Below are 21,924 nucleotides of genomic sequence, written 5' to 3' on the forward strand. Positions count from 1 at the left end.
AGGGGCCGTCCCCTACGATAATATTGTGGTTTGTAGGGGCGCCCCCCCGTGGTCGCCCGCCTTTCAAAATTCTACATAAGGTTCTGATTCAATAGGCGTAAATGGTTTGGGGGGGTATTTTGCCAGGACGTCCTCTTTCAAATCTACGCCCCAGCCAGGTCCTTCGGGTGGTACGCAATGGCCGTCGATTACTTCGATGGGCTGTGTGAGGACTTCGTTGTAGAGGCCGATGGACGATAGGAATATTTCCTGCATTAAACTGTTGTGTATGCAGAGGTCCAGATGCAGGCTGGCGATGGTGGAGATCGGTCCGTTGGAGTTGTGCGGGGCTACGGTTACGTAATAGGTTTCGGCCATTGTTGCAATTTTTTTTAGTTCGGTGATGCCGCCCGCGTGACAGATGTCCGGCTGGATGATGCCTACGGCATTCAGTTCTAATAATGAGCGGAATCCCCATCGGGTGTACAGTTGTTCGCCCGTTGCAATGGGTACGCGCACTTCATGGGCAAATTGCGCGAGGGCTTCGGGGTTGTCCCACAAGATGGGTTCTTCCATCCAGGCGATGTTGTATGGTTCGAGTGCTTGTGCGACTCGGCGCGCACTCCAGATGTTTAATCGCGCGCGTATGTCAATGCCGATTTCGACCTGTGATCCGGCGGCTTCTCGCGCGGCTTCTACGAGTGCGACGCCGTGTTCTATTCGGTCGATTTTTGCAACTTGTTCGCCGGCAAAGGGGTAGAATTTTAACGCTGTATAGCCCTGATCTACGACCTGTTTTACGCCTTCGAAGATGGCTTCGGGGGTGTTTCCCTTTCTGGGCCAGCCGTTGGCGTACATGCGTATTTTGTCGTGGGATTTGCCGCCGAGTAATTCATATACGGGTACGCCGAGAGCTTTGCCTTTGATGTCCCATAGGGCGAGGTCAATGGCGCTGATGGCACTGGTGGTTACGGGGCCGCCAGACCAGGTGACGCGCCGATAGAGGGATGTCCATAGTCGTTCGATTTCAAAGGGGTTTTTGCCGATTAAATATCGCTTGAATGCGCCAAATTCCGCTATTAGTCCTTCGTCCTTGTATTGCAGACTAGCTTCGCCCAATCCGTATATGCCGGCGTCGGTTTCGATTTTTATAAATGTCCAGTTTGTTCCCTCACCCTTTCCCGGGGTGCCCATACGTATTACGTGTAGATCGGTGATTTTCATTTATGCTCCTTTATTCTTTGACGACGATGGCTATTTCCTCTGGTTTGTCCAGTTGTGGGATCCACTCGTATGGTACGCGATAAGCGCGATAACACGTTTCGTGAGGGCTGATAAATTCCCATACAATTTCGAGTTCGGGAGTGACTTCAAAAAGCCGACCTCCTGCGCCTTCGCAAATCAGTGTATTGCCATTGGGCAGGCGCTGTGCAGAACTCCACGGTCGGCTGTAAAAACGGCAGGCGCGGATCCGGTCACCATCTGCCTTGAGCGCGGAATACTCCCATACGAGTTCCAGTGTTATTGGATCGAATTCTACCACACGAGAATAATCTCGTACCGCGTTCATCCTCCCGTTGGGAGCACCCGGATTCGGTGCGCCATATCCAGCAGCACCGCCATTGTCGAATACCAGGATGTTTCCTTCACCGGGCAAGCCTTTTGGAATCATGTGTGCGTGATGCAGTCCAATGATCCAGCCCAGTGCCCGCAGTTCGGATGTCAGTGAATAATCTGGCCCGACTTTCCACGCGATTTTACCCGTCTTTTTGCTGATTACTGCGATTGTGTTGGTATGTCGTCCATCCCAGATAAAATTATCTGGATGAAATCGCTCGTCGCCAGCATCATACCATTTGTTTGGTCCCAGATAGGATACGCTGTTGGAATGTACCCAGTCATAGGGATCTGCACCGACGCGCCCTCCCCGGTAAATCGCATTTTTTGCTTCTTCGTTAAAATCCATTTCATCAAAGTGATCCACGCTTTGCCATTCCCACACGGTGTCGCCGTTCCAATTTACTTCCAAAATACAATCGCCATGCAGCACCCCAGGTGCGATATGTGGCCTTTCTACTTCTTTTGCTGCAAGTACAATTGTATTTCCTTCTATGATGGGATCTAAACCCGGCGCATAATACCCGGTTGGACTGCCCTCGCGCTCAAAGTCGTGGTGTTGCTTGGCGGACCAGATTTTTTTCTTATCAATTTCGATTTGCTCGGTTTTATTGTAGTGCCAGACTTCATTCCCATCCCAATCCAACTGAACGAGTTCGCGCCCCCGTTCCATGCGGGGGCCGTTGTATCGCCGGTCACCGAGTATATACCCCCCAGGCATTACTTTGCCCAGTTGTGATAGGTCAAAATGCTTTACGAGGTTGCCGTTCATGTCAATTATCTCACCGCCAGCATAGACGGTATAGCCATTCCAGGTACGCTCGGGGTCGTACACAGATATACCAACCGGTCGGGGAACACCCGTTACGCGTGATGCCATTGATAGACTCCTCAGTAGATTTTGGGACTAAGCGGGACTGATTCTCTTTACATAAACATAGTAGGCACCGGGGGGCGCGTCAATGCCATCGTCAAAATAGGTTTGTACGCGGGTTGAGCCTTTTTTGAGTGATAACTGGAAAGTGACGCAAGGAGCGCTTTCATCTACTGCTTTTTGTTGGATGATGTCGCCTACTTGTAATTTTGCTGTTTTGATGGCGAGTGCTTCTCCCGGCAATAGATCATCTACATAAGGGACGCCTGTTCTGCCGGGTAGTGCGGCGCAGATCGGTGTGTCGATTTCAATGGGCCAGCGGCGAAGTTCGAATTCGTATTCTCCGTCTTGTTCAATGTCGATGGCCCAGAATCCGTTGTCTCGCTCTTTTTGGCGTACATGTCGCTGGCTGTAGATCCCTTCTTTTCCGTGCCAGCTATGTGCGGTTAGTGTTGTGGGGTTTTCGCGGTTTGATCCGATTGGGATTTCGCTGTATTCGCCAAATCGCCGGGAGATGTCGGTCCACCAATTTTCATAGTCTTCGCGCAGGCTTTGTACGATGTCGGGATGGTGTTCTGCTATGTCGCGCTTTTGCTCGGGGTCGCGTTTGTGATCAAATAGTTCGTGTTGTGGCTCGCGCCAGACTCCCGTGTGTACGAGTCGCCAGCGGTCGGTCATGGCGGCGAAGTCTTTGTATTTTTTTGGGTGATCAATTTGCTGCTGGTGTACGAATAGGGTGCGCGCGGGCCAGTCGTTAGAGGCGTTGTTCAACAGGGGTGTGAGGCTGGTGCCGTCGAATTTCGCGTCTGGTGGGGAGAGTTTGCAGAGGTCGATTAGTGTGGGCAAGATGTCGATGTGGGCGGTTACAGGTTCGACATCGCGACCGCCTGTTAGTTTTCCGGCGGGCCAGTGTATGAAACACGCGTTGCGATGGCCGCCGTCATAGACCCACGTTTTTTTGCCGCGCATGCCCGCGTTATATCCATCTGTTGGATATCCATCCGCGGTTATTCCCGTTCCCATGGATGTGCCGTTGTCTCCCATGAAGATGAGTATGGTGTTTTCTGTTAGATCATTGTCCGCGAGCCACTGGCGGAGGCGCCCGATGTTTTCGTCGATGTTTGCGATCATGCCGTAAAATCGCGCGCGTTGTTTCGGTATGCCCTGTTGTAAATAAGGCGCGCTGTATTTTTCGTGTACGTTGAATGGGCCATGGGGGGCGTTGGTTGAGATGTAGCAGAAGAATGGGGTTTCATCCGCCGCCATAAATTGCATGGCTTCGTTGAACCATACGTCTGTGCAATAACGGGCGTGCGGTTCGGGTGTGCCGTTTCGGAGATATGTTGCGGTGAAGTTGTCGTTGTCCCAGTAGTCCGGGATTTCTCCTACTACGCCGCCGCCAAAGCTCAGGGATTCCCCAAATCCCCGATCAAAGGGGCGATAGGGATAGTTGTCGCCCAGATGCCATTTGCCAAAGATGCCGGTTCGATAGCCCGAGTCCGAAAATGCGTCGGCGATGGTGATTTCGTCCCGGCGCATGATATATCGGCCCCGCAGGGTGCTCCATACGCCGGTGCGCGCGGCATATCGCCCGGTCATGAGCGCGGCTCTTGTGGGCGAGCACATGGCATCTACGTGATAGTCGGTCAAGCGCACGCTCTGGTCGTATAACTTGTCCAGATGTGGCGTTTGCAATACAGGATTGCCGGTGCAACTCAAGTCCCCATATCCCTGATCGTCGGTTAAGATCAGGATCACATTGGGGCGTTCTGTCATGCGCGTTGCTCCTTGTATGGGCTGAGGTCCATTTCTGGATAGGCGTTTTTGATGAGGTGAAGCGTTTCTGGCGTGTAGAAGTCGTCGCCGGGGTTGGGCCAGCCAAAGAGGCTGCGGACTCTTGCGGTGGTTTTTGTCAGGAAGGGGCGCAGGCGTCCGCGTTCTTGTATGTCTCGTTTTTCCGTGAGTGTCCAGGTGCTGGTGTCTCTGCGGCCCACGGCGTAGAAGAGGACGGCGCGTTGTTTTCTGGGGTTGGTGAATGCCTGGGCTGAATGGGGCGTGTGTGAGCTGTAAAAGAGTACGGTTCCGGTTTTTCCCGTGGCGGTGACGGGTTCGAATTTGTAAGGGAGCTCGCGGATGTCGTCAAAGCGATAAGATGCGTGTTCTGTGCCGAGTGGCTCGCGGATGAGTTTGTTCATTTTGCTGTGTGCGCCGGGCAATACGCGGACCGGGGCGCAGTCTGCGTCGTTGTCGGTCAGATAAACCCAGGCCTGGATGTGGCCGTAGCGTTGCCATTCCGGGTGCGGGGGTAGCAGGGGTTTTGCCCAGTCGATGTGGAAGCCCTGCCAGGGTTCTCTTGGGGTTCCCCGGTCCAGGCGTCCGCTACGGGCATAGACAAAGCCGTGGTGATAGTGCATGTCGGGTGTGTCTAAGAGTTGGGAGAGGGCGTCTAAAAAGGGTGCGTGTTCAAGGGTGCGGTCAATGGCGTCGATACCCGTTGGGATGTCGTGAAATTGCGCGCGGGGTCCGCCAAAGCTTCGGCGGCCTTTTGGTCTGATGAGTGTTTCTGCAATTTCGGGATGGGCATCTATTTCGGCGTTGAATTCTTCGTGAGATTTGCCGTAGGCATTTTGTTCTGCGACTTCGAGCGCGGGTGCCAATTGCGCTTTTGAGAAGAGGTTGGGGACTAAGAGATAGCCGTCGCGCTGGTATGATTCACATTGTTCAGGGGTCAACATTTTTGGCCTCCTTTATGACGGGATGCAGGGGGTGGTCCCAGGGTTTGCCGATTTCCATTTCGTCTTGCGCGCCCGCTGCGTCGTTTTTGCCGGTGAAGAGGACGTAGTCGGGGATGTAGATGATGGCGAATGCGCGGCGGGGTTCGTCGCTGAGGTTGGGTCCCGCATAGTGGAAGTTGCATCCGTGGTGGAAGGTGACGCCGCCGGCTGGCAGTTCTATGGTTTCCGGTTCAGCGACTTTGTGTCCGCGTTCTTTCATTTTTTGGACGATGCTTTCGCCCTGAGTGGTCAGGCTCACGCTTTCTTGTTTGCCGAATTTGTGGCTTCCGGGGACGAAGTGCATGCAGCCGTTTTCGATATAGACATCATCGATTGCGACCCAGGCGGAGAGTGCGCCCGGGCGGTCCATGCCAGACCAGTACGGGAAGTCCTGGTGCCAGTTGGTTTCCCGGCTTTTGACGCCGGGTGGTTTTATGAGTGCGTGGTCGTGGTAGATGCGGATTTGTTTGGCTTGTGATAGCCGGCGGGCGGATTCTGCGAGGCGTTTGTTCAGGGCGATTTTTCGCGCGCCTGCATAGTCGGTCCAGAGGTTGACCATTTGATTAAATACGAGTTCGTATTCGGGTCTGCCCCGTCCCGCGTTTTCTGCGCCTTTGATTCTGGCGCGGTTGATTGCTACGGCGTGGTCGAGCGCGTCTGCGAGTTCCCGGAGGTCTTCGGGCGTGAAGAAGTTGGGATAGCTGATGAATCCCCTTTTTTGATATTGCGCGATGTCTTCAGGGGTTGTGGGGCAATCTGTGGTCATTGCTGTTCCTCCAGTTTTATTTTATTTCCGCTACTTCTACCATTTGTCCACCGCGTTGTGCCGATAAATAGGCCGCATCGACGATTTGCATGGTGTGTAAATTCCCTCGTCCACTGTGCACGGGTTCTGCGCCGCGCCGCGCGGAGTCCATCAGGTGGTTCATGCTTTCACCCATTGCGTGTGTGAATGCCCCTTCGCGATTGAATTCGCGTGTTTCCTTTTTTCCGTTCAGGGGATGGGTGTGCAATGTGGCTGTGTCGGCGAGTACGACTTTTTTGACGGATAGTGCCGAGCCTTTTGTGGCGTCTATGCGCAATCGACATTCCGATAGGGTTAAGCCATGCCAGTTGGAGACCATGGTGCCGACGATGCCATTTTCAAATTGTACTGTCAGGCTGGTAAAGGTTTCGCCTTTGACATCTGGATTCCAATGGCGGGCTACGGCTGATACGCTTTGGGGTGGACTATCTGCCAGTGTGCGGATGCGGTCGATGAGGTGGATGCTAAAGATGCTGATTTCCAGGCGTTGTTCCCGGCTTCGCCACCCGCGTACCTGGGTCCGGTTTTTTAGTTCGTCGTGCGATATATAACGTATGTCGCCAATTTCACCCGAGTTGATGATGTCGCGCATTGCGACGACGTCTTCCATGAATCCCAGTTGGTGGTTGACCGCCAGGGTTACGCCCACTTTTTCCGCGGCTTCGACAAAGGAGACTGCATCGCACAATGTTTCGCCGAATGGTTTTTCGACGAGGAGATGGATTCCTTTTTCAATTGCGGGGAAGATTACGTCATGACGCACAGCAGGGGGTGTTAACAGGCTGATGACGTCAATTTCTCCCGATGCGATCATGTCTGCCGCATTTGTAAAGCGATTGGGTATGTCGTATTGGTCGCAATATCTGTTCAGTTGCTCTTTGTCTATATCGCATCCTGCGACGACTTCTCCCAGGTCGTGCGCGACTTTCCGATATCCCGCAATGTGCCGATGTGCTATTCCACCACATCCTACAATTCCTATCCGATATCCGTTCATATAGGAGATCCTTTATAATTCAGGTGCGCCGTGATTCCACGCGATATAAGACCGCGGACTCAGTTCGATCAGTTTGTCCAGTAAACGTTTTTGCAATTTGGATTTTAATTCTGCTATGTCCTGGCGGTCCCACAGGTTTTCTTTTTCCCAGGGGTCGTTTTTCAGGTCGTAGAGTTCGCCATAGGGTTTGTTCCAATAATGCCCGATTTTCCAGCGTCGGGTGCGCAAGCACCGAATGCCCGATGCTTCCATGTACAATTCGTCCTGGTCGTCCAGGTCTTCTGCATGGGACCAATAATGCGACAGGTCGCGTGATGCCATGTGTTCGGGTACTTCTGCGCCAGCGACCGTTAAACAGGTAGCTGCAATATCAATTGCCGAGATGAGAGATGATTCTACTTTTTCGCGTACGCCGCCTTGGGGAGGTTTGATTACAAAGGGTATGCGCATGAGTACTTCCATTATGTTTTGTCCTTTTGCCATGAGTTGGAAGTCGCCCATGAAATCGCCGTGGTCGCTGGTGAAGAATATGAGGGTGTTGTCATAGGCACCGCTATTTTTTAATGCCTGTACGATTGCGCCGATTTTTTCATCTATGAGTGTTACGTTTGCGTAATAAGCGTGCCGCAGTTTGCGTATTTCATCTTTTGTAAAAGGCTGTTGGCGCTCGGGTCCGCCTCGAAGTGAGTTGTGCGGGGGTTTTTGTGCCAGCATCTCAAAATTTGTCTCTGGCATGTCGATTTCTGCCGGGTCGTACAGGTCGGCCTGGGGGAGATTGCCACAGTCAATGGGGCCGTGTGGGCCTGGGAATGAGATCCAGCAAAACCAGGGGCGTTCTTCGGGCCTGCCGCTTTCTATCCATTCGCGGCCCCGGTCACCTACGTAGTGATCGACGTGGTATTTTGGGTCCGCTTTCCATTCCGAATATCGTCTGATTTCGGGATTTCCCTGAATTAATTCATTGCGGTGCTTAAATCCGGAGTCCCACAACCACTGGTTATAGGAGTTGCGATTTGGATTCTGAGGTGCGGGGCTGTGGCTGTCTATAATGTCTTCGTGGTTATAACCCCGTTCAATTTTCGATTCGCCAAAGTGCTGTTTTCCAATGACTGCTGTGTAATATCCCGCTTCTTGCAAATAACTCATGAATGTCTTTTCGTGCGCTGGCAAGTAGGTGATAAAGGTGGGTGCCGCGCACTGGTGGGGATATTTCCCCGTGAATATTCCTGCGCGTGCAGGTACACAGGATGGATTGGGTGTATATGCCCGGGTGAATAGAACGCCATCATTGGCCAGGGCGTCTATGTGCGGTGTTTTTACCGCAGGGTTTACACGTCCCAGGTGGTCAAATCGCTGCTCATCGGTCATTATGAACAGGATATTTGGTCGGTTCTGGTCCATGATGTTCTTACCTGACGACATTTTGACCGGCGAATCGCTCTCTGAACAGGGTCTGGCGAATCGGGGGCATGGCGTTCAGGATGCGGGGGTCGGGTCGCAATAGTCTGGCGTGACCGCCATCTACGAAGTTGTAGAGGTTGGCGATGGCGATGCGGTCGTTTTCTTCATTGGTCCACGGATGCGCGCTGTGTGTTGTTGCTTCTGCGAAAAGCAGGACCGAGCCTGCTGGGCAGGAATAGGTCGTCCAGATGCTGGAGTCGGGGTCTTGTATTTCGTTGGGTGCGGTGTACACGGCTTTGTGGCTGCCCGTTACGAGGAGTGTGCCGCCCTGTTTGTGTTTGACGGGGTTCAATTCCCAAACTACGCGGGTATGCGCGCTGTTGGCTTTGCCGGGGAAGGCGTTGTAATAGTGCGCGTCGCCGGGCAGGCGGTATAGTCCATTGCCATTGTGTGGGCTAAATTGACGGGCTTCTCTTTTGCCTTCATTTCGCCGATTGGGTGCGGTTCTATACCAGAGTCCATTGGCGGCCAGGCTGAATCCATAACAATTGGGGCTTGATAGACGAGGATTAGCCATGAATTCGTTCATCATGCCGACTACCAGAGGGTGATCTATCAATTTCTGTGTGGGACCTGCCAGCGGGGTGCGTTCGTGTTCGGGGAGCGATTGGGGGTCGAAGTGCAGTTGAATACAATATTCCCGCATTTCTTTGATGTCCTGTTCGTTCAATACGCCTGGGACTAAGAGCCATCCGTCTTTGTCGAACCGGTATTTCTGCTCTGCGGTCGGTTCGATGATGTCTAATCCGTCGCCATTTTTTTTTGGCAATACATCTGAGTAGTCGTCCATTGGGCTGCCCAGATTTTTGTCGATGATATAAGGTGTTACGGTTCCATTGTTGTCCATGTTGGTCTCCTGTTCAATTATCCGTCCATATACGCTGTTGTGCGTGGGAAGAATGTATCCACTTTTTCGTTGTACGGTTCGCTGAAGAGCGTTTGTCTTAAGGGGGGCATGGATTCGATGAGTTTTTCAGGGGGTAACCACGAATGCCATCGGCTGGCGACGATATTGTAGAGGTTGAATACGGCGAGGCGATTGTTTTCGGTGTTGGTCCAGGGATGTGCGCTGTGCGTGATTGCTTCGGTGAAGAATAACAGCGATCCGGGTGGACAGCTATATGTTTCCCACATGGTTGATTCGGGGTCGCGGACGGTTTCGGGTGCTGGATAAGCGGCTTTGTGGCTGCCCGGTACAAATAATGTGCTGCCCTGGCCTTTTTTGACAGGGTTAAATTCCCATACGACGCGCGTTAGTCCGCTCCAGGCTTTGCCGGGGATGCACCGGTAAAAGTGGGAGTCCCAGGGCATGCGAAACAGGCCATTGCCGTTATGTGGACTAAATTTTCCGGGCGTTTCAGCGTCGCGGTAAAACAGGTGGGATGTTTCCAGTCTGAATCCGTATCGCTCGTCGTTGGCGAGGGGAGGATATGCTACAAATTCGTTCATGAATCCGACGACAACGGGGTGGTCGGCCAGTTTTTGCAATGGTCCGCCGAGCGGACAGCGTTCGTGTTCGGGTATGCTTTCGGGGTCTTTGGTCAATCGTTCGGCAAAGGTCCGCATTTCGTCGCATTCGTCTTTTGAGAGTACGCCGGGGATTAAGAGCCAACCATTGCGATCAAAGTCGTATTTTTGTTTTTCCGTTGGCAAGACTACGCGCAGACCATCCGCATTTTTTGGCGTGAGGTCTCTGGCGGATATCGCCATCGGGCTGCCCATGTTTTTGTTGATCACAAAGGGTTCCGACCGGACGATTTTTTTTGTTTCTGGCATGGGAGGCTCCTTTCTTTTGGCATTATTCAATCACCACAATCTGATTCATTTCGACTTTTGGCACGGTAAATGACACGCGCCCGTTCGTTACTGCAAATTCAATGTCCTCGTTTTCGGGTGCGAGATATACGCGAGATATGTTGCGGTCCGATTTGAGGGAGACTGCAATATTGTACAGTGGGATAATGTCTTCAATTACATTTGTGTCGCCCCGTTTGATGGGGTTGGCATACATGAGATGCAAAATTAGCCGGTTTTCTTCCTGGGGTTGGCGCGTTACGTTTACGCGGCCGCACGATGGCAGGGAGACCTGCAATAAGGGGTCGTCGTAGAGCAGGTCGATGCAGTTTTTTACCAGGTCGCGGTGCAATTGCATGCCCTGATCGTCATAGACTCTGAAGATGGGTTGGGCGATGTGGATGATGTTGCCTTTGCGGATGACTGAGGGCCAACCCGCGTCGCCTTCATAAGGGGTGTTTCGGTGGGAGCAGAATTTTCCGTAGGTGCGGTTAAAATACGGTTTCCACGCGGTTGCGAGTATTTCGCCGTCTGTCACTTTTGTGGTTACGCCGGATTCATAGACGAGGAATGGGGTGCGTACCATGTTTTGGGCGATGGCGTCTCCGACGACTACGTATTCTATATCATTGGGCGAGGGTCCGGTATATTCTGCTCCGATGTCATACGCAAAACCATTTCCCGCGGGGTCCAGGCCGCTTTCGCCAGATGATAGTAATTTTCCGCCGCCTGCCAGAAAGGCGTCGATTTTTGTTTTTAGTGCGTTATCCACGCGCACGCTGTCTGGTAGAATTAATAGTTGGTAGGGGGATAGGTCCATTGTTTCGTCGAGCATTAAGAATGGGATGTGGTTTTCCATGAGCATGAGTCCGGCGCCGACTTCGCTGTCTTCCAGGTCTCTGTCTTTGTGTACGCCCGAGGGTGCGAGGATCGCCACATCTACCACGTGTTCGGCATCTTCCAGCCAGGGTTCGCGTTCTTCAACGCGTTTGTACGCTTCGCCTATGATGCGATAGGTTTCTTCGTCCATTTCACCTTCTGGATGGAGTTGGTCGCCTACCATGCAGCGGCAATTTAGTGAGATGATTTGTCCGACTTCGTATTCCAGTGCGACTGGATTTTTGAAGCCGCCAAATTCGCCCCACATGCGATGGAATTTGCCCGTTTGTGCGATTGCGTTGCAGTCGGGCAGGTTTGTGAAGTAGCGCGCATTTGTCGGGAAGTGGTTGTATCCCCACATGCCGGTTGGCAGGGATTCGATTTCGTGGTGCGACCAGTAGGGGTAGAGGTCGTGGCGACCCTTTTTGTCGCTGCCGTTGTGATAAATTGTGGCGTCGGGATTTCGAGTCCAGATGATGTCCGTTGTTTTGGATAGATAGTCTTTGTACACATCTTGTGAGTGGATAACCCGGTCTCCAGCGTTATCGGGGTCGAGTCCTTTTTCGTGCATGCTGGCGATACACCAGTCACAGGTGCAAATTTCTTCCCCGGTGATGTCGAGAAATATGCCAGAGGGATTGTACATGTCCATTACTTCTGTCAATACGGGCAAGACACTCGCGTCGAGATAGGGCGTGTTGCAACACAGGCGATACCATCCGCCGTGTGGCAGGGGGGTATGGGGGTGCATGGTTGGCCGTCCCACATAGCCCCCGTCAGGTCGCCTGACGCGCCATTCGGGGTGTTCGCGGGCAGCTTTTTCCTGCCATTGTACGGTGATATAGACGGGCATGTTGATGTCGGCTTTTTTGGCTGCGGCGAGCATGCGTCCGACGAGGTCGGTTTGCAGGTTGGGATGTTCCATGTCCGTTTTTGTGGGGTAATAACACCAGCCGTGATGGCATTGTGCAAAGATGGTTATGGAATTGACATGGCCTTTTTTCAGGGCGCCGATGAACTGGTCTTCGTCAAATTTGCCACCGACATTCGGGCAGTGTTCAGAGGTGTGGAAATCGAGATGAACCTGTCTGTAGCGGAGTTTGGCGTTTTTCATTGTTTTTCCTTTGCGGTATTGGTGTCTATTGTTTGTAGTAACGCGTTCATCTGCTTGCGCGTTTGAGGTATGTTATCGCTGTTGAAGATTTGTTGTTCTATTTCGTTTGTTAAGCCCGCTTTTTCGCGTTCTTCTTGTAGCAAGGCTTTCATTTCGGATACTGTTGAGGCGTATTCGGGGTCTTCGGATACATCCCGGGTTTCGCTGGGGTCTTTTTGGGTGTCGAAGAGCTGGTAGTGGTCGTAGTTGTGGTTGTACCAGATGAGTTTGTAATTTTTGGTGCGTACGCCGCAGTTTGCCAGTTCGCCGTCGGGGTGGATGTCGAAGTGTTGATAGTAGAACGCGGTTCGCCAATTGTCCGGTGGGTGTCCTTTCAGGAGGGGGACCAGACTTTTTCCCTGGATGTCTGTGGGGATGGGCTGCCCGGCATATTCCAGGAAGGTCGGTGCATAGTCGAGGTTGATGACCATGTCACTTGTGTGGGTTCCCGCTGCGATTTCTCTGGGGTACCGGATTAAGAATGGGACCCGCAGGCTTTCTTCGTACATCATTTTTTTATCGACCCAGCCGTGTTCGCCCTGAAACATCCCGTTGTCTGAGGTATATGCTACGACTGTATTTTCGACGAGGTTCTGTTCGTCGAGGTAGTCGAGGAGTCGCCCGATATTGTCATCTACCGAGGCTACACAGCGGAGGTAGTCTTTGATGAAGTACTGGTAGTTTCTGCGTTTTTGTTGCTGCATGGATAATCCTTCGGGCATGGCGTCCCAGTGGGTGATATTCCATTGTTCATGGACGGTTTCGAGCTTGACTTGCAATGCTTCGGGAGGTACCGGGCTGTCTCCAAAGTTGTGGTCAAATGTCTCTGGTTCGGGGATTGTTTCGTCCTGGTACATCGCCTGGTGTTTTTCGTCCGGCTCCCAGTTGTAATGGGGGGACTTAAAATGACACAGGAGCATAAAGGGTTGTTCGGGGTTTCGCCCTTTGAGCCAGTCCAGGCATTTGTCGGTTACCAGGTCTGTCGAATATCCCCGGCTTTCTTTCCATACAGGGCCATGCGCACCGGGTTCGATAAATATGGGGTCAAAATAAGAGCCTTGATTCCACATGACGCTGTAGTGATCAAAGCCAGTTGGTATGCTGTGCAGGTGCCATTTTCCGATGACTGCTGTTTGATATCCTGCGTCCTGTAGTAGGCGGGGGAATGTCTGCTGTGTGCCGTCAAAGATATTTCCACCGATTGATGTTTGTCCGTGGAGATGTGCGTATTTTCCGGTTAAGATGGAGGCGCGGCTGGGCGAGCACAAGGAGTAGGTTACATAACAATTGTCCAGGCGCATTCCTCCGTTGGCAATGCGGTCCATGTTGGGGGTGTGGTTGATCTGGCTGCCGTAGCAACTCAGGGCACCGGTTCCATGGTCGTCGGTCATGATGTAGAGGATGTTGGGGCGTTTATCTGGCATTTTATTTCCTTTTTATCCGAATGTCGTCTTCTGTCAATGTTCGTCCCAGTGCGCTGTCCCAGTTCATGCTTTCTTTTTCGGGTGTTGTTTGTATGGTTCCGGGCACGCCGCAGATGTACATCTCAGTTGTGCCCCAGTGCTTCGTCTCTTCGTCTATCCTTTGCCTGTTCCGGGTATTGGTGTGCTGAATGGTTGCTTTCATGTAGTGTACGATATAGGCCCGCCGAAACCGATCTGATCTGTTGGGTGTGCTGCGGTGAAATAGGGCATTGTTGAAAAATACGAGTGCGCCCTTGGGGACTTCCACTGGTGTTGCTCGTTTTTCCATTTCGTCGGATACGGTCAATTTTTTTTGCAATAAGTACTCATCGCTTTCGACCTGGCTGTGATCGACTACACCCAGGCGGTGGCTGCCGGGGATTACCCATAAACATCCGTTTTCTTCATCTGCATCATCCAGTGCCAGCCAGGTTCCAATTGAGGCTTGCTCTATGGCGTCGCCTATGCTGCTGATATACGTGTTTCGGAAGTACCAGGAGTCCTGGTGCCACGCGATGGGCCGTCCGGTGCCCGGGGGTTTGAAGAAGTACAGGTCGTTTGGACAGAATAAATCCGATCCTACGACCTGTGTGACCGCCTCCAGTCGCCTCGGGTCGCGGATGTGGGATCGCACCAGGGCGCTGAATCTGTGAAGTCGCGTTATGCTGTTTAACGATGCAGGCCCAGAAGTCGCTTTGGTTCCGGCGTTGCGTTTCAGGATTGCTTGTTTCTGTTTTTCTGGCAGTACGTCAGAGGTTTCGATGAGTTCTACGAGGTCTTCAATTCTGTCGCGCAGTGCGTCGATCTCATACGTATCGAAGGCTTTTGGTCGGATGAAGAATCCGTCTTTTGCGTAAGCCTCGCGCTCTTCCGCGGTTAAGCCATGTGTTCTGGTGTCAACTGTTGCCATTAAATGACTCCTCTAAAATCCGTGTACCAGGTGTCCCTGTCCAAAGAAGAAGATGCTGTCTATTACGCAGGATAAGAATGTCGCTATGGCATATCCGATTAGCAGGCCGATGAAAAACGGCTGTCCTTTTCTGTAGAGGCGCACGCCACCTATTTTCAGTATGGTCGCTTTGTAGATCCAGATGAGAAATACCGAGAATACGGTTTTCTGCGCCATATAGGTGCCCTGTAGCATGAGGGCTACGGGATGGAGGGGCAGGTGTACGAAGCGGTATTTCAAATAGGTGAGTACGGCTGTGATCAATACGCCAGATCCCATGAATAACATGCGCTCTACATCGGGCGCTTCCGGGTTGCGGATCCAGGTTACGGATGCGTCGTAGGACCGCTGTGGTCCGATCAACAGGTTCCACGCGGCTCTGAGGTTGAAGCCGCCGGAGGAATAGCCCATGTATATGGCGTGGAGTATTGCAAATGTGGCGCCTGCTACTACGGCGAGCACGATTACGCCGAATAGTCGCCCGCGCTCGACCCGCAGCGGTGTGGTCAGTTTTAGCATTTGCGCGATTGGGGGTCCCAGAAATCCCCGGGTTTTTCCGAACATGGCCCAGAGATAGCCCTGGCACGTCAAGGTGGATGCTGTGACTGTTTGCCCGCCCATGATGTGGAGCGGGGTCCAGGTTATTGAGTGGTAGGCTATATCTCCATAGGGTAGTCCCAGTTCTGCGGCGAATCGGGCCATTCCAATGTAGGCCACTGCGGTGAAAAACAGGTACAGGACGACGATCCGGATTTCCATGCCTGCCGCGTGTAGCCACGCGACCATGTATAGCAAGGATGCTATGAGGGCGATTAGTGCTGCACGGTAGGACATCACTTCCTGAGAGTCATCTACGTCGGAGGCATTTTTGAAGACTTTTCGAAATACGGCTTTTAGATGTCCGCGCGCCATCCATAGTCCGAACATGACATAGGCGCATAGTACTCCGAAATTTTGTGACCGCACGGCTTCGCCGCCTCCGTGCCCTGCCGCGATGCCCAGGCGGTCGAAGGTCGCGACTTCAATTTCTGTGAAGAGAAAGAATAGCCAGAAGCTGAACAGGGTTTCGACCCGTGCAAAATAGGCAAAGCCTATGACGTAGATGCTGATTTGTACCCAGAAGGGTTTGGCACCTTCCAGCCAGCGGAACCACTGCCCTTCGGTGTGCGTGGTTGGCAGTCCGGGTATTAAGGGGTAAAAGTACGAGATGATGTTCCAGAATACTGCAAAGATCCCGATCCAGAAGCCCACGCGAAAGAGTGGTTGGTTGAGTAAGGCGGGTGTTCCCCCATTGCGCTTATCTACCTGAGCTACCTGCATGCCCACTTCCATGAGCGGGAATTCCAGGCGTTCGTTTTCTACCCACTGTTTTCGCAGTATTACCATGAGGCAGAGGGCCACGCATGCCGCTGCAGCTACAAAGGTCATCCACCAGAATACCGGTACTGCCCAGGCTCTCCAGGGTATGGGTTCGCCCGGGGGCAGGCCGTCGTAGAAATAGGTCACGGCTTTGTCTTCGTTGTTCATGATCAGCCAGGAGACCATGTTGGGGTGCAGCAGTTCTGCCCAGCCGTTTTCCGGGGTGGCGAAATAATAGGGCGCAGCAATGGTGCCGACGACGTAGGATGCCAGGCCGTAGAATGGGAATAGGGATCCGATCAGTCCCATGCCCAGGGCGACGCACAGTTGTCCTCGGTTCAGTGCCCACCGCGGTTTTATCCATCTGAGTAGCAGGTTGGTGCCTACGAGCACTACAAATGGGAAGAACAGGCCCATCGGGAATAGGGCTTTGTTGTTCTTCGACGCCCGCAAGATTACGGTGGACCAGTTGATGTAGTAGTCCGATGCGACGATTAATAGCAGGCCCGCGACCACGACTTTCCACGATATCAGTTTTGGTTCAGTTGCCGGATGTATCGCTTCTTGGGCAGAGGAAAGCGCCAATTGAGATCTCCATTTACCACCGGCTTCGCAGTGCCAGGCGGGGCATGTCGCGTACGTTATTGGTGGCGGCGTGGACGCAGAAGTGGGCGAAGAATAATATGTCGCCGCATTTTGGTTCCAGTTCTACGGGGTCGCCGATATCGACGGTGTGCAGGTCTTGTTTTAGCTGCCACATGTATTCGTATTTTTCGGGATCGGATTCTGCCAGTGTGCGAATGGGTTTGTGGGATCCGGGCCACGCGACTGTTCCCCCGCCGTGTTTTTCAATGTCGTTGAGATAGATGATGGAGTTGATGATGAATGGGCCGGGGAGTGTTTTGTGCATTTTGGCTTTTACGCCACCGTCAAAATGTGCCCCTTGCCACGCCCATTCTTCATTTGAGGGAAAGATGTTTTGTATGAGTGTGCCGGTTGGTAGATGAAAGAGATCTACACTTTCGCCGGTTAATTGCGCCATTGCTGCCATCATTTCGGGCGTGTAACAGGCGAGGAGGTCGGGGTGTTGATTGTCGAAGTGTTGAAATAATTTCGATCGGGGTTTGAATCCGGCCTGTAGCGTGGATGCAATCGCTTCGTCTGAATAGTTGTTCCAGGTTTCCGGGGCGTGAGGGTCCATGCCCATGACTTCCCACATTGTGGCTTCACCCGTGCGTGCAATAGCCTCGGGAATCAATCCCGAGGCCAGCAAGAAACCGTCTCGATGGTATTGGTCAATCTGATTTTCTGTTAGGGGTAGTGTTGCAACGGCCATTGCGATTCCTTTCTTTTTGTGGGTTATCAATATAAAAAATGGCGGAAGAATGTCCACTATCCCCTGCACAGGGGTTCAAAGAGGATGGTGTCGCCAATTACGTAATCGACGGCCTGTACCCAGGTGCCGGGGGATAGGTTCTGGCGTTTGTTGTTGTTCGGGTCAAGGTAGATGGTGGTGCGTATTCTTCCGGGGGGCCAGGTGCTCGCGTTTTGGGCGTTTGCTATGACCGCCCAGTCGTCGCTGGTTTCTGTTTGTAGCCGCGTGCCGTGGAGGTTGCCGGATTTTGCCATGATGTGAAAGCCGAGGTCGATTTTGTTGTCTTCGATGGCGATGATTTTTGCGCGTCCCAGGATGGAGGTGACGTCCAGGGTGAGGCGGTGGATGTGGGTGCCGAGTTGTTCGGCGGCTTCGATGCGGTAGCTGTGTGCGCGGCCGTCCGGGTTGATGGTGATGCGGTCGCCTGCGGCGATGTCTTCCAGGCCCTCGATGTCGATGGTGCAGGTTTCCCGGTTGAGGGCGGTGATGCGGCCAGTTTGTTGTGCGTGGGGATTTGTGAGGGTTGTTTTGGTGCTTTGAAAGGCGGTTGTGCCCAGGGTTGAGATTTGGTCGTCTGCGACGACTGCGAGGGCACCTGTGAGGACAGTGCCGTTTTCAAATTGGGTTTCGTCATTCGGGCTGGCATTGGGTGCCCAGTACAGGGCGATTTGTTTGCCGTGTGCGGTGGTGAGGTGGATGCCCGCGGCTGTGGGGTTGTTCGACGGTATGGCTGTGGTGCTGGCGAGGGTGGGGTTGCCGAGGTGGGGTTCGAAGACGAGGTCGATGCAGGTGGTGTCGTTGTCGGGCGTGCGACGCCAGATTACGGGATGGTAGAGGTAGTTGGATTCTTCGGGTGTTCCCATGGCCTGTGCCGCACGGGTGTTGAGGACCTGGGTGTTTGGAGAAATGTTGAGTTGATGGAGGTCGAGATGTACGGCTGGTTCGATTTGCGATTGCCAGGTGCCTTGAAAAGTTTGTGGTGCCCGGGCGGTTGTTACGTTGTCCATGTACGCGAGGGCGGTGTGGTCCGGGTGGGGCAGGTTGTCTGTTTGGGTGCGCTGGATGTGGGGACCGGCGACTGTGCCGGGTTGGGGTTTGAGATCCACATTGTCAGTTTGGAATATGCCTTCCAGGCCGCGACAGGTGCGCCAGTGTTCTGCGCCGCCCGCGATGCGTGAGAGGTCGAGGAGGGCGATGCCTTCGCCGTCGGTTTCGATCAGGGCGATGAGGCGGCGGAAGGTGATATCGAGTTTGTGCCAGCCGCCCGATGGGTCGAGTACCCAGCGGTGGGCTTCAATGTCCAGGATCTGGATGCCGTCGGTGAATAGGGCGCGTACGAGGCGGCCACGGCCCGCGCTGGTGGGTTCGCCGGGCGGCAGGTCTGCCCAGACGGTGTTGTGGGTCGCCCAATGGGCTTCCCAGGGGGATGTGCTTGCCCAGGATTGGGGATAGCCGAGGTCTGTGAGAAAGGGACGGTTAAAGGCGAAGAGCTGGACGTCCAGGAGGTCTCGATGGCGGTGGTGCATGGTGTCGCCATAAGCTATGCCCACGGCGGCCCGTTCGGGGGCTTCGGGTGTGCGCAAGATGGCGATGCCGACGCTGTCGAGGATGGTTGGTCCGAGCGCGCGGTGCTGTTTGTTCTGTACGGTGGATTGGATTTCTTCGAGGTGTGGGTCGCTGGTGAAGGCTATGGCGCGTTCCATTACGCTGGTTTTCATGGGCGCGTGATAGAGGTCGTCTTCCAGACGGATTGCGTCTTCTGTATGGATGCCAGCGGAACCGGGGGCGGAGCCGTCGCCGAATTGGAAGTAGGATTTTCCGATCATGGTGATTTCGCACAGTGCCCGGGGGACGCGTGCGCCTCGCGGATCTTTGAATAGCGAGGGGTACAGGGTTTCCGGGTAGGCGTTGGGTTGCTGGGTGCGCAGGTTGCGGAGGTGGTATTCCAGGTCGAAGAGGCCGTCGCTGTGGATGGCGTTGTATCCACCCGTGGATTCCTGGGGTGTGCCGTCGGGCAGGATGTCATTGGTGGTGAAGACGCGCAGGGTGTCGGGTCCTTCGTCATAGACCCAGTCCATGACGTCCCGGGCGTCGGCGCGGTCCAGGCAGCGCAAGAGGATGAGCGCGCCCTGGCTTTCGCGCGGCAGGTTGCTGCCCGCGCCCCGGTCCAGGGTGACCTGGAGGAGGGCGGCGAGCATTTCTTCGATGAGTAGGCAGGTGTCTTCGGGGCTTTGCAGGGATAGGCCGAATGTCCGTGCGCGTTCGACGAGTTCAGTGTCTTCTCTCAGGAGGGGCCAGGCTGTGTCGTAGGCGAGGGCGAGGCTTTCGATGAGGTAGGGGGTGTCGATGCTGTAGCGGATGGTGCCTTTTCTGCTCAGGGCGGCAACGGGGTCGGTTTCTTCTGCCCAGTCCGGTTGTCCCCATTCCCAGGGTTCTTCTACGCTTTTTGAGGGTCCATAGCGGAACTGGGGGACCGAGGCGAGGTAGAGTTCTTCTGTGGCGTAGCGCAGGAGCATGAGGCCGAGTTTGCGGGTGCGTTCTTCGTCGAGGTCGCCAGCGCGCAGGCTGTCTGTGAGTGCGTTGATGCCGGCGTGATAGGCGCGGCACTGGTCGCGGTGATAGGTGGCGGCAAAGAGGTAGATGTGGTCCTCGGCGTCGAAGTAGCCATATCCGTCGTCTGCATACTCGCCCGAGGTGTAGTCTTCTTTTGTGAGGTTGTTGCTGGGATAGATCGAGGCGCAGTTGGGGCATTTCGATTTGAAATCGCAGGGGAGATGGTTGCGTTCCCAGGGATAGAAGCCGCTGTATTTGAAGATGGCAGTTCCGCAGTTTGGACAGCCCTGATGGCAGTTGGCAAAGTGCGCTTTGGGCAGTTCTGCAGGTGGTAGTTGCGACCAGAGGATATGGTCGGTTTGGGATGACCACCAGGCGAGGGTTTCTTCGTTGAGGTGTTCTGATTTGGGGTCGTTTTGTAGCGTTTGTCGGGTTTTGGTGGGGTGGTAGTTTTGTCCCAGAGGCCATCGGCGGGGCCATTGCGCGCCGTTGTAGGTGTGGGGCTGGCGCAGGTTGTCGAGGGTGCGGACCTGGATGGTGGTTTCCGCGGTGTTGCCGTTGTGCGTTGCGATGAGGGTGTAGTCGCCCTGTTTTTGAGGAGATCGCAGGTAGTAGTAGCGCGCGGTGTCCCGCTCGCACCATCGGGTGGCGATGGTTTCAAAGTGGTTGGCTGTGAGGGCGATGTTGTCGTCGGTGGCTTGTACGGGCAGGCGGAAACTGCGGCCGGGAAGGATGACTCTGGGCCGCCAGGGTATGCTGGGCATGGCGAGGTCCTTTGGTTAAGTAGTAGATACAATCAGAATATATTGAGAATCGGAATTTATCAAGACCGATTTTGTATGCTGTTCTCTCATAGTTCCTCAGTAAAACTTGCATTTACAGGTTTTTTTGTTTAAATCATTGAGAACGTCGGGAAAACAAGCGGTCAGTAAATCATGTGCTCTACATGAAAGCCGTCATTGCGGCATGGTTTTGAGCCGCAATCCAGAAGGTTTTTGTCATTAATGTCGTTGTGGTGTGGCTACGCCTGTGTGCTGATCGCTACAGGATAGTCTTTTACTCAGTGAATGCTTGTAACTCTACTAATTCGCATGAAATAGCAGAATTTAAAAAAGACAACGCCAAAGAGGACTGTAAAATGGCTAAGATAGTAGGCTTGGAAATCAGAAACTTCAAGGTACTCAAAGATATTACGCTGGGTCCCTTGTGGAATCAACGGGATCGCCAACCGCTTACCCCTATGACGGCGGTGATCGGCAAAAATGGCGTGGGAAAAAGTGCCCTATTCGATGCATTTGGGTTTCTTGCGGATGCGCTCAAGTTCGGCTGCGCGTTGTAATGCCAAGTCAAGCTCGTTATCTACAGTGGCATTTAGAGTCTCTACAGTCTATCTACTGATTCATAATATAGCAAATTAGGTATATCCATCGCCGCTTGGGGTATCCAGAAGAATCGGAAGATAGGAATATAAAACGTATTGTAGGGGTAATTGATGATGGATTAATTACCTGATGTTACGCAAGCACCATCGCGGTATCCACAGAGACAAGTGGTACATATCTTTCACATAACCACTCATTCATGACACAAAATGTACCCTCTCGCCTTTCATCTGCGTCCATCTGCGGATTAAATTCGGTTAGTGTGCAATACAGCATATATAGAGCACAATAGGGTGTTCAGCCGTCTTGCAATACGCCCCACAGCACTCAATTTTTGGAGAATGACCATTTGTTGGCATGATTTTTGCTTTGTGTTTGACTGTCCCACGCACCCCATCAGACACGAGGCATTCCACATGGCCGAATATGACACCATCTCCAAAGACCTCATTCAGACCTACCCCAAAGACTTCATCCGCCTCACATTCGGACAGGACGATGTAGAAGTCC

Annotated in this window: 15 protein-coding genes and 1 pseudogene; 1 reads left to right on the forward strand and 15 read right to left on the reverse strand. The window is 53.4% G+C overall.

The features are described 5' to 3' along the window. Positions 1-63: 63 nt before the first annotated feature. Genes dgoD through OXH16_22610 form a run of 15 tightly spaced genes read right to left on the reverse strand, consistent with a single transcriptional unit; the run spans position 64 to position 20,796 of the window. On the reverse strand, positions 64-1,203 hold the full coding sequence (dgoD, locus tag OXH16_22540) for a galactonate dehydratase (GenBank protein ID MCY3684184.1): 1,140 nt from the start codon (positions 1,201-1,203) through the stop codon (positions 64-66). 10 nt (positions 1,204-1,213) lie between these two features. Then, entirely contained in the window at positions 1,214-2,476 is a 1,263-nt protein-coding gene (locus tag OXH16_22545; GenBank protein MCY3684185.1) for an aryl-sulfate sulfotransferase, read from the reverse strand. 27 nt (positions 2,477-2,503) lie between these two features. Beyond that, complete coding sequence (locus tag OXH16_22550; GenBank protein ID MCY3684186.1) at positions 2,504-4,246, reverse strand: arylsulfatase; 1,743 nt, start codon at positions 4,244-4,246, stop codon at positions 2,504-2,506. Beyond that, complete coding sequence (locus tag OXH16_22555) at positions 4,243-5,205, reverse strand: phytanoyl-CoA dioxygenase family protein (protein ID MCY3684187.1); 963 nt, start codon at positions 5,203-5,205, stop codon at positions 4,243-4,245. Before OXH16_22555 ends, OXH16_22550 begins: the two co-directional genes overlap by 4 nt. Continuing rightward, the gene (locus OXH16_22560) at positions 5,192-6,010 is read right to left on the reverse strand and encodes a phytanoyl-CoA dioxygenase family protein (GenBank protein ID MCY3684188.1); all 819 of its coding nucleotides are present in this window, start codon (positions 6,008-6,010) and stop codon (positions 5,192-5,194) included. Before OXH16_22560 ends, OXH16_22555 begins: the two co-directional genes overlap by 14 nt. 16 nt (positions 6,011-6,026) lie before the next feature. Next, positions 6,027-7,046 carry a Gfo/Idh/MocA family oxidoreductase gene (locus OXH16_22565; protein ID MCY3684189.1) on the reverse strand — a complete coding sequence of 340 codons (1,020 nt, stop codon included), beginning with the start codon at positions 7,044-7,046 and terminating at the stop codon, positions 6,027-6,029. Positions 7,047-7,058: 12 nt separating this feature from the next. Continuing rightward, positions 7,059-8,447, reverse strand: coding sequence for a sulfatase-like hydrolase/transferase (locus tag OXH16_22570; protein MCY3684190.1), 1,389 nt, complete (start codon positions 8,445-8,447; stop codon positions 7,059-7,061). Between the two features lie 7 nt (positions 8,448-8,454). Next, a complete protein-coding gene (locus OXH16_22575; GenBank protein MCY3684191.1) occupies positions 8,455-9,354 on the reverse strand; it encodes a phytanoyl-CoA dioxygenase family protein in 900 nt (299 codons plus the stop codon). Between the two features lie 17 nt (positions 9,355-9,371). Further along, positions 9,372-10,283 carry a phytanoyl-CoA dioxygenase family protein gene (locus OXH16_22580; protein MCY3684192.1) on the reverse strand — a complete coding sequence of 304 codons (912 nt, stop codon included), beginning with the start codon at positions 10,281-10,283 and terminating at the stop codon, positions 9,372-9,374. A 22-nt stretch (positions 10,284-10,305) separates the two neighbouring features. Then, positions 10,306-12,294, reverse strand: a complete 1,989-nt coding sequence (locus OXH16_22585; protein ID MCY3684193.1) for an alpha-L-fucosidase — start codon at positions 12,292-12,294, stop codon at positions 10,306-10,308. Continuing rightward, a complete protein-coding gene (locus OXH16_22590) occupies positions 12,291-13,757 on the reverse strand; it encodes a sulfatase (GenBank protein MCY3684194.1) in 1,467 nt (488 codons plus the stop codon). Before OXH16_22590 ends, OXH16_22585 begins: the two co-directional genes overlap by 4 nt. Before the next feature lies 1 nt (position 13,758). Next, a complete protein-coding gene (locus OXH16_22595; GenBank protein ID MCY3684195.1) occupies positions 13,759-14,706 on the reverse strand; it encodes a phytanoyl-CoA dioxygenase family protein in 948 nt (315 codons plus the stop codon). 12 nt (positions 14,707-14,718) lie between these two features. Then, positions 14,719-16,689: a hypothetical protein gene (locus tag OXH16_22600; protein ID MCY3684196.1), complete on the reverse strand. Its 1,971-nt coding sequence runs from the start codon at positions 16,687-16,689 to the stop codon at positions 14,719-14,721. A gap of 13 nt (positions 16,690-16,702) precedes the next feature. Beyond that, positions 16,703-17,440 carry a phytanoyl-CoA dioxygenase family protein gene (locus tag OXH16_22605; GenBank protein MCY3684197.1) on the reverse strand — a complete coding sequence of 246 codons (738 nt, stop codon included), beginning with the start codon at positions 17,438-17,440 and terminating at the stop codon, positions 16,703-16,705. A 56-nt stretch (positions 17,441-17,496) separates the two neighbouring features. Further along, positions 17,497-20,796, reverse strand: coding sequence for a hypothetical protein (locus OXH16_22610; protein ID MCY3684198.1), 3,300 nt, complete (start codon positions 20,794-20,796; stop codon positions 17,497-17,499). 374 nt (positions 20,797-21,170) lie between these two features. Between OXH16_22610 and OXH16_22615 the strand changes: the two are divergent. After that, positions 21,171-21,359 (forward strand): annotated as a pseudogene (locus OXH16_22615) (AAA family ATPase). The last annotated feature ends 565 nt before the right edge of the window (positions 21,360-21,924 follow it).

The sequence above is a fragment of the Gemmatimonadota bacterium genome (assembly GCA_026705765.1).
Classification (GTDB): Bacteria; Latescibacterota; UBA2968; order UBA2968; family UBA2968; genus VXRD01.

What these genes read in the sequence shown, in the direction of transcription:
- dgoD (MCY3684184.1), bottom strand. Translation starts at nt 1,203, where the DNA reads ATGAAAATCACCGATCTACACGTAATACGTATGGGCACCCCGGGAAAG.
- OXH16_22545 (MCY3684185.1), bottom strand. Translation starts at nt 2,476, where the DNA reads ATGGCATCACGCGTAACGGGTGTTCCCCGACCGGTTGGTATATCTGTG.
- OXH16_22550 (MCY3684186.1), bottom strand. Translation starts at nt 4,246, where the DNA reads ATGACAGAACGCCCCAATGTGATCCTGATCTTAACCGACGATCAGGGA.
- OXH16_22555 (MCY3684187.1), bottom strand. Translation starts at nt 5,205, where the DNA reads ATGTTGACCCCTGAACAATGTGAATCATACCAGCGCGACGGCTATCTC.
- OXH16_22560 (MCY3684188.1), bottom strand. Translation starts at nt 6,010, where the DNA reads ATGACCACAGATTGCCCCACAACCCCTGAAGACATCGCGCAATATCAA.
- OXH16_22565 (MCY3684189.1), bottom strand. Translation starts at nt 7,046, where the DNA reads ATGAACGGATATCGGATAGGAATTGTAGGATGTGGTGGAATAGCACAT.
- OXH16_22570 (MCY3684190.1), bottom strand. Translation starts at nt 8,447, where the DNA reads ATGGACCAGAACCGACCAAATATCCTGTTCATAATGACCGATGAGCAG.
- OXH16_22575 (MCY3684191.1), bottom strand. Translation starts at nt 9,354, where the DNA reads ATGGACAACAATGGAACCGTAACACCTTATATCATCGACAAAAATCTG.
- OXH16_22580 (MCY3684192.1), bottom strand. Translation starts at nt 10,283, where the DNA reads ATGCCAGAAACAAAAAAAATCGTCCGGTCGGAACCCTTTGTGATCAAC.
- OXH16_22585 (MCY3684193.1), bottom strand. Translation starts at nt 12,294, where the DNA reads ATGAAAAACGCCAAACTCCGCTACAGACAGGTTCATCTCGATTTCCAC.
- OXH16_22590 (MCY3684194.1), bottom strand. Translation starts at nt 13,757, where the DNA reads ATGCCAGATAAACGCCCCAACATCCTCTACATCATGACCGACGACCAT.
- OXH16_22595 (MCY3684195.1), bottom strand. Translation starts at nt 14,706, where the DNA reads ATGGCAACAGTTGACACCAGAACACATGGCTTAACCGCGGAAGAGCGC.
- OXH16_22605 (MCY3684197.1), bottom strand. Translation starts at nt 17,440, where the DNA reads ATGGCCGTTGCAACACTACCCCTAACAGAAAATCAGATTGACCAATAC.
- OXH16_22610 (MCY3684198.1), bottom strand. Translation starts at nt 20,796, where the DNA reads ATGCCCAGCATACCCTGGCGGCCCAGAGTCATCCTTCCCGGCCGCAGT.